This is a genomic window from Paraburkholderia sp. BR14374 (assembly GCF_040948685.1).
GTDB classification, from domain to species: Bacteria; Pseudomonadota; Gammaproteobacteria; order Burkholderiales; family Burkholderiaceae; genus Paraburkholderia; species Paraburkholderia youngii.
In genome coordinates, this window is the sequence record NZ_JBFPKF010000009.1 from 148,864 (window position 1) to 162,780 (window position 13,917).

A 13,917-nucleotide genomic window follows, 5' to 3' on the forward strand; every position below is an offset into this window, starting at 1 on the left:
CCGCAGGCCGCCGCGAGATGCGGGACGCGCGGGTTGTTGTGAGCGACGCGTTATGCCGCGGCGGACTGCGATACGTGGTTCAGCGCGACATCGAAGATGTCGAAGTTGCGCAGCGCGCGGTCCGCCGGCCAATCGGTCTTGCGGTTGACAATCAGCGGCACGTTCTCCTCCGTTAGCCCGCCGTGCGAACGCAACGGCTCGGTCAGTCCCGACAGGTCGTGACGCGCGGCGCTGGTGCCGAATACCTTGGCGCGTGTGCCGACCACGACGACGTCGCCGATACGGTCGGGCGGCAGCTCGAAGCGTTCGCAGGCCTCGCCGCTCGTCAGCGCGAGCTGGATGCCTTCGGTCTGGCGCAGCCGTTCGAGCAGCGCCGCTGCTTCAGCCGCTGCGAGCCCCTCGGGCAGATAGATGGTGGCGAAAGAGCCAAGCGCCCCGTGATGCGCGACGTACGGATCGGTGATGGGCAGGATCACGCGCGAGCGGCCTTTACCGGTCCATTCGTCGAACAGGTCTTGCAGGTACAGCACGTCGGGCGCGCCATCCGCGCGATGCTTGCCGTTCATGCCGTGATCGGCGGTGATCGCCAGCACGCAGCCTGCCGCATCGAGCGCGCCGACGTAGCGGTCGAACATCGCGTAGAACTCGTTGGCCTTGGGCGAGCCCGGCGCCGCCTTGTGCTGCACGTAGTCCGTCGTCGACAGGTACATCAGGTCGGGCCGGAACGTGTCGAGCAGTTTGACGCCTGCCGCGAACACGAACTCGGACAGGTCGGCCGAATACACATCCGGCAGCGGCTTGCCGACGTAGGCGAGCACGTCGCCGAGGCCGTTCTGGGCGCGGGTAGCCTCGTTGGCCTTTTCAGCCGAAAAGGCGATTGCGCGGCCGCTCGTGAAGTCGAGCCCCTTGCCGAGCAGCGTGCGCAGCTTGTCCTTCGCGGTGACGACGGCGACTTTCGCGCCGGCGTCGTGGAACGTGGCGAAGATCGTCGGCGCGCGCAGGAAGCGGGCGTCGTTCATCATCACTTCTTCGCCGCTCGCGCGGTCGTAGAAGTAGTTGCCCGCGATGCCGTGCACCTTCGGCGGACGGCCCGTCACGATCGACAGATTGTTCGGATTCGTGAAGCTCGGAATCACGCATTGGGCGATGCGGCTCGTGCCCGTGCGCAGCAGCTTCGCGAGATGCGGCGCGTGCCCGGCCTTCGCGGCTTGCTCGATATAGGCGGGCTCCGAACCGTCGAGGCAGATCACCACGACCGGCTCCGCCGGAAAGCGATAGTCGCGGCCATTGATGCTCAGCACGGTGTCTTGCAGCGTACTCATGATGTCCCCCTTCATGCCGTTTTCGCGACTGGCGCGTTCATACCCATTTCATCGAGCACCTCACTGATCGCACCGAGCGCCGCGCGCATCTCGCGCTCGCCGAGCCGGCCGATGCAGCCGATGCGAAACGAGTCCGCGACGGTCAGCTTGCCCGGATAGATCACATAGCCACGCGCCTTCAGGCTGTCGTAGAAGCGCTGGAATTCGAAGCGCGGGTCCTCGGGCATATGGAAAGTCACGATGATCGGAGCCTGCAGTGCTTCAGCCAGCAGCGGCTTGAAGCCGAGCGCGCGCATGCCCTCGACGAGAATCCGGCAGTTGTTGCGATAACGCGCGCCGCGCCCCGCGACGCCGCCTTCGGCATCGAATTCCTCCAGCGCTTGATGGAACGCGACGATCACGTGCGTGGGCGGCGTGAAGCGGTACTGGCTGGTCTTTTCGAGGTTGGTCCACTGCTCGTGCAGATCGAGCACGAGCGTGGTCGCGTTGCCCTGCGTGCGGGAGAGCGCTTCACGTCGGCAGATCACGAAGCCGAGACCGGGCACGCCCTCGATGCACTTGTTCGACGACGCGGCGACCGCATCGATATGCATCGTCTGCACGTCGAGCGGCAACGCGCCGAACGCGCTCATCGAATCGACCAGATAGCCCTTGCCGTAGCGGGCCGCGAGCGCGCCGATCTGCGCAATCGGATTGAGAATGCCCGCGGTGGTCTCGCAGTGGACCGCGAACACATGCGTGATCGACGGCGAGGCGGCCAGCACCTTGTCGATCTCGGCGAGATCGGGCGGCGTGTCCTCGGCCGTTTCGTGCACGACGGCCTTGCGGCCGGCGATTTCGAGGATGCGCTTCGCGCGCTTGCCATACGCGCCGTTGATCAGCACCAGGACCTCGCCGCCGGGCGGCACGAAAGTGGTGAGCATCGCCTCGACGGCGAAGGTGCCTGAACCCTGCATCGGCACCGTCACCCAATCGCGCGCGCCATTCGCGATCGCGGCAAGGCGCGCGAGCACCGAGCGATTGATCTCGATGAAGTTGGCGTCGCGCGAGCCCCAGTCGTGAACCATCGCGGCCTTGACGGTGCGTGACGTGGTCAGTGGTCCGGGGGTCAGCAACAGCGGATCGCCGGTTTCGGAACAAGCCGGCGATGCATACGTGGAACCGGTCATCGATGTCTCCTTGTGGGTCGATTTGGGTACTGCGCAGGTGCGTGAGACCCACTCTAGGAGCTGCAACAAAAACAGTCAAGATGCCAAAAAATGCCACATTCCGGTCGGACACGCGAAACGCCGCCTGGAAGTTGGCGAAGTCCGTGATGGATATGGGAAAGCGGCCTCCGCTCGGGACAAACCCGCATGGGGAGGCCGGAGGGGAGTGATGAGCGGGGGCGGTTGAGTGACCGGTCAGAACGCCAGTGGCCTGCCGTCAGCGCCGAAACCCACGCTCGGAATCAGAACAGCCGCATCAGCGCGAGACCAGCCAACGTCAAAGTAGCGGCCGCGGTTCGCACGCGGCTGAACGGTTCCTTGAGCACATACACGGCGATGATGCCGGCGAACACCACGCTCGTCTCGCGCACTGCCGCAACGAGGGCGATGGGAGCGACGGTCATCGCCCAGATCACGATCCAGTACGCCGCGAGCGACATCGCGCCGCCCGCGAACCCCGGCAGCAGGAAATGCCGCATCGGCGCCATGCCGGCCGGCCCGTAGCGATACAGGCAAAGCGTCAGCATCGGCAACGCATCGAACACGAATAGCGTCGCCGCGTAGGAGTTCGGATTGCCGGCGACGCGTGCGCCCACGCCGTCGACGACCGTGTAGCCCGCGATCGTCACCGCCGTGAGCAGCGCGAAGCCCAGCGCGACACGGTTTTCAGATGCGGAGTGATGGCGGCCGCGCAGCGACAGCAGCAACACGCCGCTGCCGAGCAGCACGACTCCTGCGATGGCGCCCGCGCTCATCGTCTCGTGCAAGATCGTGACGGAGACGAGCGCGGTGATCAGCGGCGCGGAGCCGCGCGCGATCGGGTAGATCTGGCTCATGTCGGCACGACGGTATGCCTCGCTCAGACACACGTAGTAGCCGAAATGAAGCGCGACCGATCCCGCCACCCAGGGCCACGCTGCAGGCCGAGCGAATCCGGTGAACGGGAGCGACGGCAGCGCGATCAGACCGCAGGCGATGCACAGCAGGGTCATCGCCAGAAAAGGATCGAGGCGCACCTTGATCACCGCGTTCCAGCCCGCATGCAAAAGCGCGGCCGACAGCACGGCGAAAAACACGGGAAGTGTCATCGTCATGCTAGCTGTGGCGATTGGCGATGATGACTTCCCAGCGTTGTTCGGCGCAGGCGCGGACGATGCCCGCGGGCGGCTCGGCGTCGACGATCAGTCCGGCGATATGCGGCACAGGCGCGATCAGCACGGGCGTCTGCTGTTCAAACTTGCTGTGGTCCGCGAGCACGTAAACCTTCTTGCCCGACTTCATCATCAGATGACGTTGCTCGGCGGCCAGCCGCGAGTAGTCGGTGAATTCGCCTTCGGGCGAGATGCCGCCCACGCCGACAAACACGAGATCGGCGCGGAAATGGCTGAGCGCGGTCATCGTCTCGACGCCGATAGCGGCTTCGTCGTTCGGGTCGATGTCGCCGCCGAGCACGACGACCTTCACGCCGGGCGCGCGGCACAGCATCAGCGCGATCGGCAGGCTGTTGGTGATCACGGTCAGGTCGCGATGATGCTGCAGCGCCTCGGCGAGGCCCAGCGTAGTCGAGCCTGAGTCGATCAGCACGACCATGCCATCCGCGACGAGTCGCGCGGCCGCGGCACCAATGGCCGCCTTGCCCAGCGCGTTGACCGCCTCGCGGCTTGCCAGCGACGGTTCGGCGACGGGCCGCTTCGCCGCGCCGCCGTGCACGAGATTCGCGCGGCCCTGTTCCGCGAGAATCTTCAGGTCGCGGCGGATCGTTTCGCGCGACACGCCGAGCGTCGCCGACAGGTTCGCGACGCTGACCGAGCCGCTCGCCTCGAGGCTTTGCACGATGTAGTCGATGCGCTCGATCGCGAGCCGGCGGTTCGGGTTCAATGAAGCGGGCACGGGCCCCGCTGAGCGGTTATCGTGCATGGTGTGGCTCTCCGTGCGCATCGTCGGCGATGGCGTCGCTGGTTGCCTGGCAAGTTGCGTCGGGCAGACCGCGCAGGGGCGATCGATGCGCTGCCTCGCCCGGTCCTTCCGTCTCTTCTGCGAGGGCAGCGGTCATCGGCGCGGCCGTGGTGCCCGGATAGCGCACCTCTACGCGCGCCGCGGAGAAGATCTGGGCATAGTGCGCATCTAGCGGCGCATCGGTGACCAGCACGCCGATCTCGTCGGCGTTCATCGCGCACCAGCGAGCTACGGCGTGTCGGGTTTCGGCCGTCACGGTGCCACAAAATAACACATGTTTCCTCGCCGTTCGCGATTTTTATTGCGGTTCGATGCCCGCGGCCTCCGCTCGAAAAAGTCGAGGTGGGTAGGTGTCTCGCGGATTCCGGACATGCGTCAAAGTCCCATTACCCCAAGGATTTGCGGCGAATCTTCACCTGTCCGCGCTCTCAGCAACCTCCCGGCAACTTCCGGTTCATGTTGTTTTTTGCGTTTTTTGTTGCAGTCCATGGCCACAGCATTTTCCACGCATTGCCACACACTTGCAAAAAGCGAGGTCGCCCGATGTCCACGGAAATCCCAATCCATGTGGCTTCGCGCGGGTGGGCTTCTTCTCGGGTGTGCCGGTCATTCAGCACCTGGACACGCCCGGTTGCCGCAGCGTGACCAACGCGGCTGAGAGCGTCGTGGCGGCGGCACTCGCAGTGATGGACGGGCCGGCTCCAGAGGTGATCGTCTGTCGCGACAGCATGGGCAGTTCGACGGGCTGCTCGTCGGCGACAAAGACTGCTTCGCCGGATATCTCCCGTTGGGTGGCGCACGTTCGCATGACGAAGCGGGTGCGCGATTTCGATACTCACTCGCGGCACTACGCGCGGACGTGGCCTATGCCCAGTCATGGTGGTGCCGCTTGCCTGCAAGACTCACGACTTTGCGGAGTCCCGCCGAAGCGGGAGCCTGTTCGTGTTCTTACGGGTTGATCACTCTGCTACGGGGCGTGACTCGGGGATCGTCGCACATCCACGCGCAGCTACCTTTACAGATCGGAGTCAACTCGATTTCGATTTGGCGAACAGTCGGACTACCGTCGGGGCGCTTCACAACATATCCCTCAGTAAGAGTTGTGGGATCGATCATGATGTACTCGCTCCTGATGCCAAGCTTCCTCAAATACGCTTTCACAACCTGACCACGGCGGTCTTGCAACTCTTCCAGATTGCGCTCACCAATGTACGCGCCAGCCATAACAATCGCCTGAATCTGCACGTTGGGCCACTTCTTTGCCTCACCTACGGCTCCCGCAATTGCACGTCGATCCGCCGTCGAAAGCGCGGTAGCGTTGAAGGGCAACTCAATCGCTACGTTCTCTCCTATCGTGCATGCACGAACTGATCCAAAAAAGCAGAGCGAGATGGCGAGCAGTGCGGCCACGGCGCCAGCCCTGTAATTCAGCCTTCTACTCATGTGAGATTTACTCCGTCAAATGTTGCGATATAGCCGGTTATGTTGTCTGCGTTTCGGATAGCCTGATCCGGATGATTTTCGGCGAATATCCGTGCGCCCGATGCCTTATCGGTGTAAACCCAGTCTTCTGAATTAAAAGTGTCGGTGAAGTGAGTGCATTCGTGAATTATTGTTTTTATCTTGCACGTGCTCCACAACTGACCAAATGGACTGCTGCAAAATTTGGAATAGACAGCGATGACACGCTTTTTCCGAATCAGGTTTGCAGACTACGGCCTGATTGTCTCCCGTATCTGGCCTGACTGCACAGGACAGCTTCCTGTTTGTTTCGCTGTCAAATCGCACAACGCCCCCGGAAATCGGTGACATGTTCGGTCGTTGCGTGACACGACGCGCGATCTGCAACGCCGAAGTGCCCAAGGTAAAAGCCCCCGCCTAAGCGGGGCGAATTTCTATCTGATAGCCTTGCTCGTCGGCACTACGTGCGGATCCGTCGCATAGTCGTTCACAGCCGCCGCTACAGATCGGGGTTAGTTCCACGACGATCTGCTCAATGTCCAATGTGCCGTCCGGGCGCTTTGCTACCATTTGATCCGTAAAAGTCTTGGGCTCGATTATGATATTTTCACTCCTGATACCAAGTTGTTTCAAATACGCTTTCACGTTCTCGGCACGATCTTTTTTTAGCTGTTCCAAATTGCCTTCGCTAATATAGGCGCCGGCAATTACAACTGCCTGAATTTGCACTTCAGGCCATTGCCTTGCTGTAATCACTGCGTCTGCAATGGTCAGCCTATTTGCATTTGAAAGATCCGTGGTGCTGAATGGTAACTGGAGTCCCGCTACCTTTGAGATCGAGCATGCACTAGCTGATCCATAAAGACACATGGATATGATGGACACGGCAGCAATACGGCGGCTGAAATCTAGCATAGTACTCATGTCACTTCCCTGTCGAATGTTGCGATATAACCGGTGATGTTGTCCGCGTTGCGGATCGCTTCGTCGGGATGATTCTCCGCATATGTCTTGAGACCAGCTTCAGTGTCAGCATACCCGCGGTCAAGGGAGTCAAAAGTGTCGGTAAAGTGAGTACATTCGTGGATTAGCGTTTTGATCTTACATTCTCGCCACAATGCGCCGAATTTGAAGCTACAAAACTTCGAATATATGGCAATAACGCGGTTCTGCGAGTCGGGCTTGCAAACAGCAGCCGCGTTGTCACCGTGGTCCGGTTTGGGTGAACATGTAAGGCTCCTGTTCAGTTCGCTATCCCATCGCACAATTTTTTCTGGCACGAGTTCTTGCATCGCGGCGAGTAAGCGCGGCAGGCCAGCAGCCAGAGTGCTTCGGATTTCTTCGTCCGCGCGGGCGAAATAAATTTTGGCACGGTCTTGCTCTTTGGCGTCCCAGCGTGCTACTGCAGCAATGCGCTCCTTGATTAAGGATGCACCAGCATCGCGCGCCCGCATGACCTCTTTTCTAAACTCGTTATTACTCATGTTGGGGCAGATACGGGTCGTATTGATCACGACATTGGATATTGATCCAGGCGTTGTATTGGTGATGGCTGTGCCGACCTCGGTCCATTCTTCATTCTCGTCGGTCTTGAAATATTGGCTATCATTTTTCAAAAATTCATTCATCATGTGTTCACCAGTGATGGAAGACTCACCTGCTTTCCACCCCTATTGCCCGGCAACTTCGATGGAAACCTGTTTTGCGTTATCTGTCGAAACGCGCTGGGTACGCCCTTGGAAATCGGTGACACCTTTCGCGATGACCCTCGAACCGACGCGAATCCTGTAACGCACCCCCGCCTGTCGCTTGCCGGTGGAGTCTCTTAGCTCGAACTGCTTATTGAACCGTTTGGGGGCACGCCCGCGACAATTGCACGCCCATGCGTAACCGAGCGCTTCGGCCATCGCGTAGCCGGATTTCAGCTCACGAACCCTGTCAAACGGAAAGAACTCGCCGGTTTCGGCGTTCAGGGCCCATGCCGACGGCATCGGCGGGAAGTTTGAGTAGATCGAATAGGTGATACGGCGAAGATCGCATTCTTCCTCGACTGTCCAATCCGTTTCACCGCTTTGCTGTTTCAGTTGCTCCATTACTCTCCTCAAGAGTTTTCAGGCGATACCTCGCGAATTATCATCGAAACGGATCACGATCAATCGCTTTAATTCGGGATAAGCCCGTTTTGACAACTATTTACGATTGTTTCGGATATCTCGATTTCTATTGCATATTCCTGCCGGTGCAGGATTAAAAAAGGCGGCATTAAGCCGCCTTTATCGTCAGGAATCGAAATGGTTAGTGCTGCGTCCATGAGGCGTCTATCGCCGCCAGCTTCGCGTTCACGCCTTCCATAGCGTCAGCGAGAATCGCTGCCACGTCCTCCGGTTTCAGTTGACGCTAGGGGGAGCCCGTTGGCGTAGAGCGGCCTTCGACCCAGACCTCTTCGATATTCAGTTTGGGGTGGAGTACAACGTAGGGCGAGCAGACGCAGGCGACCGGCCCACACGAAAGGTGCAATCCGGTCCGATCTGTCGAGCATCACCTACTTATCCGGCCGATGCCGCGGGACGCTGCTCAATGGTTGCTGTGTCGCTCTCTCGCACGGTCAATCTGTTCCTCACCGACTTGACACCGAGCACCGATCTCGCCGCATTGGCGGCGCGCGAGATCTGCCAGCTTTCCGGCACCGTCCCGGTGAGCGTAACGACGCCGTGGCTCGCCCTGATATGAATCTTTGAATCATCCATATCGGGTACGCGCCTGAGGGCACGGCGAACGTCGCGAACTATCGAAGTATCCGACTTGGGTCGAGGCGGTGAGCTCGAGGCTGCCACCTTTTGTGCGACAACGTCGGTCGTCGCGCTGAGACCTGGTTGCCCATTCGCATAGACCGAGGCACTCGCGATGGCCGCGACTAAGGTTGCGCCGATTATTCTGCTCGCATTGCTTTTATTCATGCTGCCCTCCGTTGGGTTCCGTCGACCTTGCGGTTCAAGACAGAAAGATGGGGCGCGGCTCCGCCGTTCATAGCGTTAAGCATACCAACACTGAGGTAGCGACCCTGCGCGATGTTTTGATCGATCAGACGGCCGAACTTCTCGACGCCATGCTGTTTCAGAACCGTCCAGACTTTGAGCGGGCGGAAACCGCTGGACGTCTGCAATCCATACTCGTATGACCAGGGAGCCGAAGCGATTCCACGCGGTGTGGGTTGCAGATATTCCGGAGTCAGCGCGAATGCGCCTCGATGCGCAGCGGCGTCGCGAACGAGCGCGCAGCCGACCTCGAACGGGGCGTGCAACCACTTGTGAGGATCGAGGGCGAGCGGCACCAGCCGACGACCTGCCGATCCATCAAAGCCGCCGCATGATTGCCGCCACCCAGGTTAGTACGCAGAATGGCCGCCAGGAAGTCTCCCAGTGCCCCGGTGAAGTTGCTTGCGCCCATATACCAGGACCAGAAGCGAGGATGTATGTTGCCCAGTGGATAGGGCATCGAATTGTCGCCAAGCTCGTGATAGATGGCGTTTTCGCGAAACACCGGTTCATACCGCTCCATTCCGAGGCTGTGCAGCCATACGGCGACGTCCACGAGCCCTCCTGACCGGAAGGTCTCGAATCCGTCAAAGATAGCACGCGGTTACGCCGCGCCCGACCCGCGCTTCGAGCGTGCCAACGCCAGCGCCAGCCTTGCGCCGACCTCGGCATTGTGTTTTACGAGCGCGATGTTGGTCGCCAGGCTGCGCCCGCCTGTCAACGCCTTGATGCGCGCCAGCAGGAACGGGGTGACGGCCTTACCGGTGATTCCTTGCGCAGCGGCCTCGTCGAGCGCCTGGCGAGTCAGCGCGTCGATCTCTTCGGACGGCATCGCTGCCGCTTCCGGCACTGGCGTGCTCAACACCACACCGCCTTCGAGGCCGAGGTCCCACTTGGTGCGGATGAAACGTGCCTGCTCCGCCGCGTCGTCCAGCCTGAAGTCCGCGCGAAAGCCGCTGTCACGCGTGTAGAACGCCGCAAAATTGTCTTGTTCGCAACTGAGCACCGGCACGCCGTGGGTTTCCAGGTATTCCAGGGTGAGCCCGATGTCCAGGATGGACTTCGCACCGGCGCAGATCACCGCGACCGAGGTCTTCGCCAGTTCCTGCAGGTCCGCCGAGATGTCGAAGGTGTCTTGGGCGCCTCGGTGTACGCCTCCAATGCCGCCGGTGACGAAGACCTCGATGCCGGCCAACGCCGCGCAGATCATCGTGCCAGCCACGGTCGTGGCGCCCAGGCCGCCGCCCGCCAGCACCGCCGGCAGGTCACGGCGGCTGACCTTATGCACGTGGTCGGAACGGCCGATCATTTCCAGTTCGTCATCCGAAAGGCCGATGTGGATTCGGCCGCCAATCAGCGCGATCGTCGCCGGCTCGGCGCCCGCGTCACGGATCAACGCCTCCACTTCGCGCGCGGTGCGAACGTTCTCGGGGTAGGGCATGCCATGCGCGATGATGGTCGATTCCAGCGCCACGAGCGGGCGACCGGCGGCCTGCGCAGCGGCCGCAGGCGCGCTCCAGGTCAACCAGGAGCGTGCAAGGTTGGCAGCCATGTCGATCCTTTCGGGGGGCGATTCACCGAAGTATGCGGTACGAGACCGGGTTAGGCGTCCGTGTGTCCCCGGCGCCTTAAAACGACATGCATGGCTTTGTCCGACGCGACGAATTCAACGCATTCGTACCCCAGAGCCCGCAAGTCGATCCCTTCGAACAGCGATTCTCCCCGGCCGAGCAGGACCGGCGCGATGGCAATGTGCAGTTCGTCGATGAGGCCCTCGCGGAGATACTGCCGGATTGTCTGCGGCCCACCGCCGATCCGCACGTCCATTCCGGCAGCGGCCTCGCGGGCGCGGTCGAGCGCCTCGCGAATGCCCCCGGTGATGAAGTGGAACGTCGTGCCGCCTTTCATCTCGATCGGGGCACGCGGATGATGGGTCAGGACGAAGACCGGGACGTGATACGGCGGACTGTCTCCCCACCAGCCTTTCCAGTTGGTGTCAGGCCACTCCCCACGAATGGGGCCGAACATGTTCCTGCCGAGAATCCAGGCCCCGACATTCTCAAAGCCACGGGCGGCGAAATCATCGTTCACGCCGGTCGTACCGCGGTCGTTGCCGAACAAGGTCCGCTGGAACGTGCGGGTTGGAACTAGCCACTGATGCAATTCCGTCCCGCCAACGCCGAGCGGATTGTCAATGTCCTGATTCGGGCCTGCACCGTATCCGTCGAGCGAGATGGTGAAGCCCTGAACGCGAACGCGTGTCATCGTTTCCCTCCGATTGGACGCCTAACGTAATGTGGACTGTAAATCTGCATGGTTGCCGGAACTACGCGAAATTGTCGGGCAGCAGATTTATGCTTAACCATACGTGTTTAAGAGAATTTCCTGAATTTGCAAGCTGGCATACAGCAGTGATCGTCCGCCCCCACAGTATTGCCTGCGGCAGGCGTACGATAAACAGCATCGTCCCGTTGGCGGGCGGCTTGATTGATGGAGGATGGAGATGAGACGCCTTTATTTCCTCGCACCCGACACGACGACGGCGAAGGCGATCGTAGACGACTTGCTGCGGTCCCGGATCACATGGCGGCATATCCATGTTCTCGCGAACCACAGCGTTGCACTCGAAGAGTTACCCGAGGCAACTTTGCTGCAAAGCAGCGACGTCGTGCACTCCCTCGAACGCGGCGTGGCGCTCGGCGGTGCGACTGGAGCGCTCGTTGGCCTCGTGGCGCTGGCGTTTCCTCACGCGGAGCTCGCCATTGCGGGCGGAGCCGTCGTCGCATTGACGTTGGCGGGAGCCGGCTTCGGGGCCTGGACGGCCGCGATGATCGGCGTCGGCGAACCGAACGCACGACTCGAGCGTTTTCGCGGCGCCATACGCGACGGCCAGTTCCTGATCATGGCCGACGTGCCTGGATCACGAGAAGAGGAGATCGAGCAGATGGTCGCGCAGCATGTACCGAAGGCCGATCTGGAGGGCGCGGAACCCACCACACCGATCTTCCCGTGAGCAGCGGCTGAGACGAGGCCATCGGCGTCGGCCGGATGGGTAACGAAGGCGTCTCGGCCGATGCCGTTGCGGGTTGCTTTCGTTAGAATCTGTTTTCGATTCTTTTACTCGTCAATTACAGGAGGCGGACGTGCCAGGTTTACTTCCCGATGTCGACCCCGAGGGACTCCTCGAATATTCGGTCGTGTACACCGACCGATCGATCAATCATATGTCGGAGCTCTTTCAAGGCGTCGTACGCGATATCTCCGGCGCCCTGAAAAAAGTCTACAACGCGAAGTCGGCCGTAATCGTCCCGGGCAGCGGCACGTTCGGCATGGAAGCCGTCGCCCGGCAGTTCGCGACGAATAGGAAGTGTCTGGTCATCCGCAATGGCTGGTTCAGCTACCGCTGGTCGCAGATTTTCGACATGGGCGGCATTCCGTCCGAATCGATCGTGTTGAAGGCGCGTCCGGTCGGCCAGGAAAGGCAGGCCGCCTATGCACCCGCTCCGATCGAAGAAGTGGTCGCCGCGATCAAGGAGCACAAGCCGGATCTGGTGTTCGCGCCGCATGTGGAAACCGCATCCGGAATGATGCTGCCCGATGCCTATATGCGCGCGGTGTCCGACGCCGTGCATGCGGTCGGCGGCATGTTCGTTCTCGACTGCATCGCCTCCGGCACGATCTGGGTAGACATGCAGGCCAGTGGCATCGATGTGCTGATCAGCGCACCGCAAAAAGGATGGAGCGCGTCACCTTGCTGCGCCATGGTCATGCTCAGCCCGCTCGCCCGCGAACGAATCGACGCGACGACCAGCACCAGCTTCGCCTGTGATCTTCGCAAGTGGCTGCAGATCATGGAAGCCTACGAGAACGGCGGGTTCGCGTACCACGCCACGATGCCGACGGACAGTCTCGCGACGCTGCGCGACGTCATGAAGGAAACCGAAGCATATGGCTTGGACAAAGTGAGAGCCGAGCAGCTTGAACTCGGCAAGCGCATTCGCTCACTGCTGAGTGACGAAGGCTTCAAAAGCGTGGCGGCCGAAGGTTTTCAGGCTCCGGGCGTCGTGGTCTGCTATACGGACGATGACGGCATACGATCCGGCAAGAAGTTCGCCGATGCCGGTTTGCAGATCGCGGCCGGCGTTCCTCTTCAATGCGACGAGCCTGAAGACTTCAAAACCTTCCGCGTCGGATTATTCGGCCTGGACAAACTGCATGACGTCGAGGGTTCGGTCGCCAGGTTCGCCAAGGCGCTGGACCGTATTGTCTAGAGCGTCTTTCCGAAGCATGTGCGCATGGCTCGCCTTCGCAGCCGCATCGGCGGGAGGACTCCGGAGCCTGCCGGAATAGCTATGCGCACTCTGGATCATGACAACACACGCAAATCTTGTTTCCCTCTGGGTCGCGAAAATACGCCCCGTAATAGTTCGGGTGATAGTGCGCGCGCAAACCGGGAGGGCCTTCGCAAGAACCTGAATTTGCCAGCGCGGTAGCGTGTGCGTTGTCGACTGAACGACGATCAGGCGCAAGCAATGCCACCATCTGGCCGTTCCCGTTTTCTGCGCGGTTGCCATCATATGGCCTGCCGATAAGGAAAAGCGGACGCGGCATACCCACAGCCATCCAACCAGCCCACGGTCTGTCTGGCTCGCAAAACTTCAGTTGATGTCCCAACTCGCTCATGACAGCCGAATAGAACTTCAACGCGCGGTCAAAGTCATTCACCCCAACGAATACATGCGAAATCATCCTGCTGCGTTCCTGTTCGAGAGTCGCGATGTCTGTTCACGTTAGCACGCGGAGTTGCGCTCGACCAATCAGGCGTCCGCGAGTGCCGCGCCTGCGAGCGGAAACCTGGAAGCTTCGATTAATGAATCTGTAATAGCAAGCGACAGAACCGTGCACGCATGCCCCATATTGGACGGACAACAGGAA

At 60.9% G+C, this 13,917-nt stretch carries 18 protein-coding genes; 2 read left to right on the forward strand and 16 right to left on the reverse strand.

From position 1 onward, the window contains the following. Window positions 1-50: 50 nt before the first annotated feature. The 15 genes from phnA to AB3X86_RS22150 all read right to left on the reverse strand — a co-directional run bounded on the left by phnA (window position 51) and on the right by AB3X86_RS22150 (window position 11,247). The gene (phnA, locus tag AB3X86_RS22080; protein WP_368597633.1) at window positions 51-1,322 is read right to left on the reverse strand and encodes a phosphonoacetate hydrolase; all 1,272 of its coding nucleotides are present in this window, start codon (window positions 1,320-1,322) and stop codon (window positions 51-53) included. An 11-nt stretch (window positions 1,323-1,333) separates the two neighbouring features. Then, window positions 1,334-2,491 carry a 2-aminoethylphosphonate--pyruvate transaminase gene (locus tag AB3X86_RS22085; RefSeq protein WP_184227735.1) on the reverse strand — a complete coding sequence of 386 codons (1,158 nt, stop codon included), beginning with the start codon at window positions 2,489-2,491 and terminating at the stop codon, window positions 1,334-1,336. 281 nt (window positions 2,492-2,772) lie between these two features. Next, complete coding sequence (locus AB3X86_RS22090) at window positions 2,773-3,624, reverse strand: EamA family transporter (RefSeq protein ID WP_368597634.1); 852 nt, start codon at window positions 3,622-3,624, stop codon at window positions 2,773-2,775. A 1-nt stretch (window position 3,625) separates the two neighbouring features. Then, window positions 3,626-4,447 carry a DeoR/GlpR family DNA-binding transcription regulator gene (locus AB3X86_RS22095; protein WP_368597635.1) on the reverse strand — a complete coding sequence of 274 codons (822 nt, stop codon included), beginning with the start codon at window positions 4,445-4,447 and terminating at the stop codon, window positions 3,626-3,628. Continuing rightward, a complete protein-coding gene (locus AB3X86_RS22100; RefSeq protein ID WP_368597636.1) occupies window positions 4,437-4,700 on the reverse strand; it encodes a hypothetical protein in 264 nt (87 codons plus the stop codon). The genes AB3X86_RS22095 and AB3X86_RS22100 overlap by 11 nt, the downstream gene beginning before the upstream one ends. Window positions 4,701-5,434: 734 nt before the next feature. After that, window positions 5,435-5,929, reverse strand: coding sequence for a hypothetical protein (locus AB3X86_RS22105; protein ID WP_368597637.1), 495 nt, complete (start codon window positions 5,927-5,929; stop codon window positions 5,435-5,437). After that, window positions 5,926-6,126, reverse strand: a complete 201-nt coding sequence (locus tag AB3X86_RS22110) for a M35 family metallo-endopeptidase (RefSeq protein ID WP_368597638.1) — start codon at window positions 6,124-6,126, stop codon at window positions 5,926-5,928. Before AB3X86_RS22110 ends, AB3X86_RS22105 begins: the two co-directional genes overlap by 4 nt. 238 nt (window positions 6,127-6,364) lie before the next feature. Further along, window positions 6,365-6,871, reverse strand: a complete 507-nt coding sequence (locus AB3X86_RS22115; protein WP_368597639.1) for a hypothetical protein — start codon at window positions 6,869-6,871, stop codon at window positions 6,365-6,367. Then, window positions 6,868-7,578 carry a M35 family metallo-endopeptidase gene (locus AB3X86_RS22120; protein WP_368597640.1) on the reverse strand — a complete coding sequence of 237 codons (711 nt, stop codon included), beginning with the start codon at window positions 7,576-7,578 and terminating at the stop codon, window positions 6,868-6,870. The genes AB3X86_RS22115 and AB3X86_RS22120 overlap by 4 nt, the downstream gene beginning before the upstream one ends. 39 nt (window positions 7,579-7,617) lie before the next feature. Next, window positions 7,618-8,040 carry a hypothetical protein gene (locus AB3X86_RS22125; RefSeq protein ID WP_368597641.1) on the reverse strand — a complete coding sequence of 141 codons (423 nt, stop codon included), beginning with the start codon at window positions 8,038-8,040 and terminating at the stop codon, window positions 7,618-7,620. Window positions 8,041-8,493: 453 nt separating this feature from the next. Then, window positions 8,494-8,904, reverse strand: coding sequence for a BON domain-containing protein (locus tag AB3X86_RS22130; protein WP_368597642.1), 411 nt, complete (start codon window positions 8,902-8,904; stop codon window positions 8,494-8,496). Further along, a complete protein-coding gene (locus AB3X86_RS22135; RefSeq protein WP_368597643.1) occupies window positions 8,901-9,278 on the reverse strand; it encodes a pyridoxal-dependent decarboxylase in 378 nt (125 codons plus the stop codon). Before AB3X86_RS22135 ends, AB3X86_RS22130 begins: the two co-directional genes overlap by 4 nt. After that, entirely contained in the window at window positions 9,176-9,538 is a 363-nt protein-coding gene (locus tag AB3X86_RS22140) for a hypothetical protein (protein ID WP_368597644.1), read from the reverse strand. The genes AB3X86_RS22135 and AB3X86_RS22140 overlap by 103 nt, the downstream gene beginning before the upstream one ends. Window positions 9,539-9,586: 48 nt before the next feature. Then, the gene (locus AB3X86_RS22145) at window positions 9,587-10,534 is read right to left on the reverse strand and encodes a pseudouridine-5'-phosphate glycosidase (RefSeq protein ID WP_368597645.1); all 948 of its coding nucleotides are present in this window, start codon (window positions 10,532-10,534) and stop codon (window positions 9,587-9,589) included. Window positions 10,535-10,584: 50 nt separating this feature from the next. Further along, window positions 10,585-11,247 (reverse strand): dihydrofolate reductase family protein, encoded by a 663-nt coding sequence (locus AB3X86_RS22150; protein ID WP_368597646.1) that lies wholly within the window; start codon window positions 11,245-11,247, stop codon window positions 10,585-10,587. A 238-nt stretch (window positions 11,248-11,485) separates the two neighbouring features. Between AB3X86_RS22150 and AB3X86_RS22155 the strand changes: the two genes are divergently transcribed. Then, window positions 11,486-11,995 carry a DUF1269 domain-containing protein gene (locus AB3X86_RS22155; protein ID WP_368597647.1) on the forward strand — a complete coding sequence of 170 codons (510 nt, stop codon included), beginning with the start codon at window positions 11,486-11,488 and terminating at the stop codon, window positions 11,993-11,995. Window positions 11,996-12,125: 130 nt separating this feature from the next. Then, a complete protein-coding gene (locus tag AB3X86_RS22160; protein ID WP_368597714.1) occupies window positions 12,126-13,253 on the forward strand; it encodes an aminotransferase class V-fold PLP-dependent enzyme in 1,128 nt (375 codons plus the stop codon). 79 nt (window positions 13,254-13,332) lie between these two features. Here the strand turns inward: AB3X86_RS22160 and AB3X86_RS22165 are convergent, their stop codons facing one another. Beyond that, window positions 13,333-13,731, reverse strand: a complete 399-nt coding sequence (locus AB3X86_RS22165; RefSeq protein WP_368597648.1) for a VOC family protein — start codon at window positions 13,729-13,731, stop codon at window positions 13,333-13,335. Window positions 13,732-13,917: the final 186 nt, after the last annotated feature.

Excerpts from the sequence above, each read along its gene's own strand:
- phnA (WP_368597633.1), bottom strand. The coding sequence starts at position 1,322 with ATGAGTACGCTGCAAGACACCGTGCTGAGCATCAATGGCCGCGACTAT.
- AB3X86_RS22085 (WP_184227735.1), bottom strand. The coding sequence starts at position 2,491 with ATGACCGGTTCCACGTATGCATCGCCGGCTTGTTCCGAAACCGGCGAT.
- AB3X86_RS22090 (WP_368597634.1), bottom strand. The coding sequence starts at position 3,624 with ATGACGATGACACTTCCCGTGTTTTTCGCCGTGCTGTCGGCCGCGCTT.
- AB3X86_RS22095 (WP_368597635.1), bottom strand. The coding sequence starts at position 4,447 with ATGCACGATAACCGCTCAGCGGGGCCCGTGCCCGCTTCATTGAACCCG.
- AB3X86_RS22100 (WP_368597636.1), bottom strand. The coding sequence starts at position 4,700 with ATGAACGCCGACGAGATCGGCGTGCTGGTCACCGATGCGCCGCTAGAT.
- AB3X86_RS22105 (WP_368597637.1), bottom strand. The coding sequence starts at position 5,929 with ATGAGTAGAAGGCTGAATTACAGGGCTGGCGCCGTGGCCGCACTGCTC.
- AB3X86_RS22115 (WP_368597639.1), bottom strand. The coding sequence starts at position 6,871 with ATGAGTACTATGCTAGATTTCAGCCGCCGTATTGCTGCCGTGTCCATC.
- AB3X86_RS22120 (WP_368597640.1), bottom strand. The coding sequence starts at position 7,578 with ATGATGAATGAATTTTTGAAAAATGATAGCCAATATTTCAAGACCGAC.
- AB3X86_RS22125 (WP_368597641.1), bottom strand. The coding sequence starts at position 8,040 with ATGGAGCAACTGAAACAGCAAAGCGGTGAAACGGATTGGACAGTCGAG.
- AB3X86_RS22130 (WP_368597642.1), bottom strand. The coding sequence starts at position 8,904 with ATGAATAAAAGCAATGCGAGCAGAATAATCGGCGCAACCTTAGTCGCG.
- AB3X86_RS22145 (WP_368597645.1), bottom strand. The coding sequence starts at position 10,534 with ATGGCTGCCAACCTTGCACGCTCCTGGTTGACCTGGAGCGCGCCTGCG.
- AB3X86_RS22150 (WP_368597646.1), bottom strand. The coding sequence starts at position 11,247 with ATGACACGCGTTCGCGTTCAGGGCTTCACCATCTCGCTCGACGGATAC.
- AB3X86_RS22155 (WP_368597647.1), top strand. The coding sequence starts at position 11,486 with ATGAGACGCCTTTATTTCCTCGCACCCGACACGACGACGGCGAAGGCG.
- AB3X86_RS22165 (WP_368597648.1), bottom strand. The coding sequence starts at position 13,731 with ATGATTTCGCATGTATTCGTTGGGGTGAATGACTTTGACCGCGCGTTG.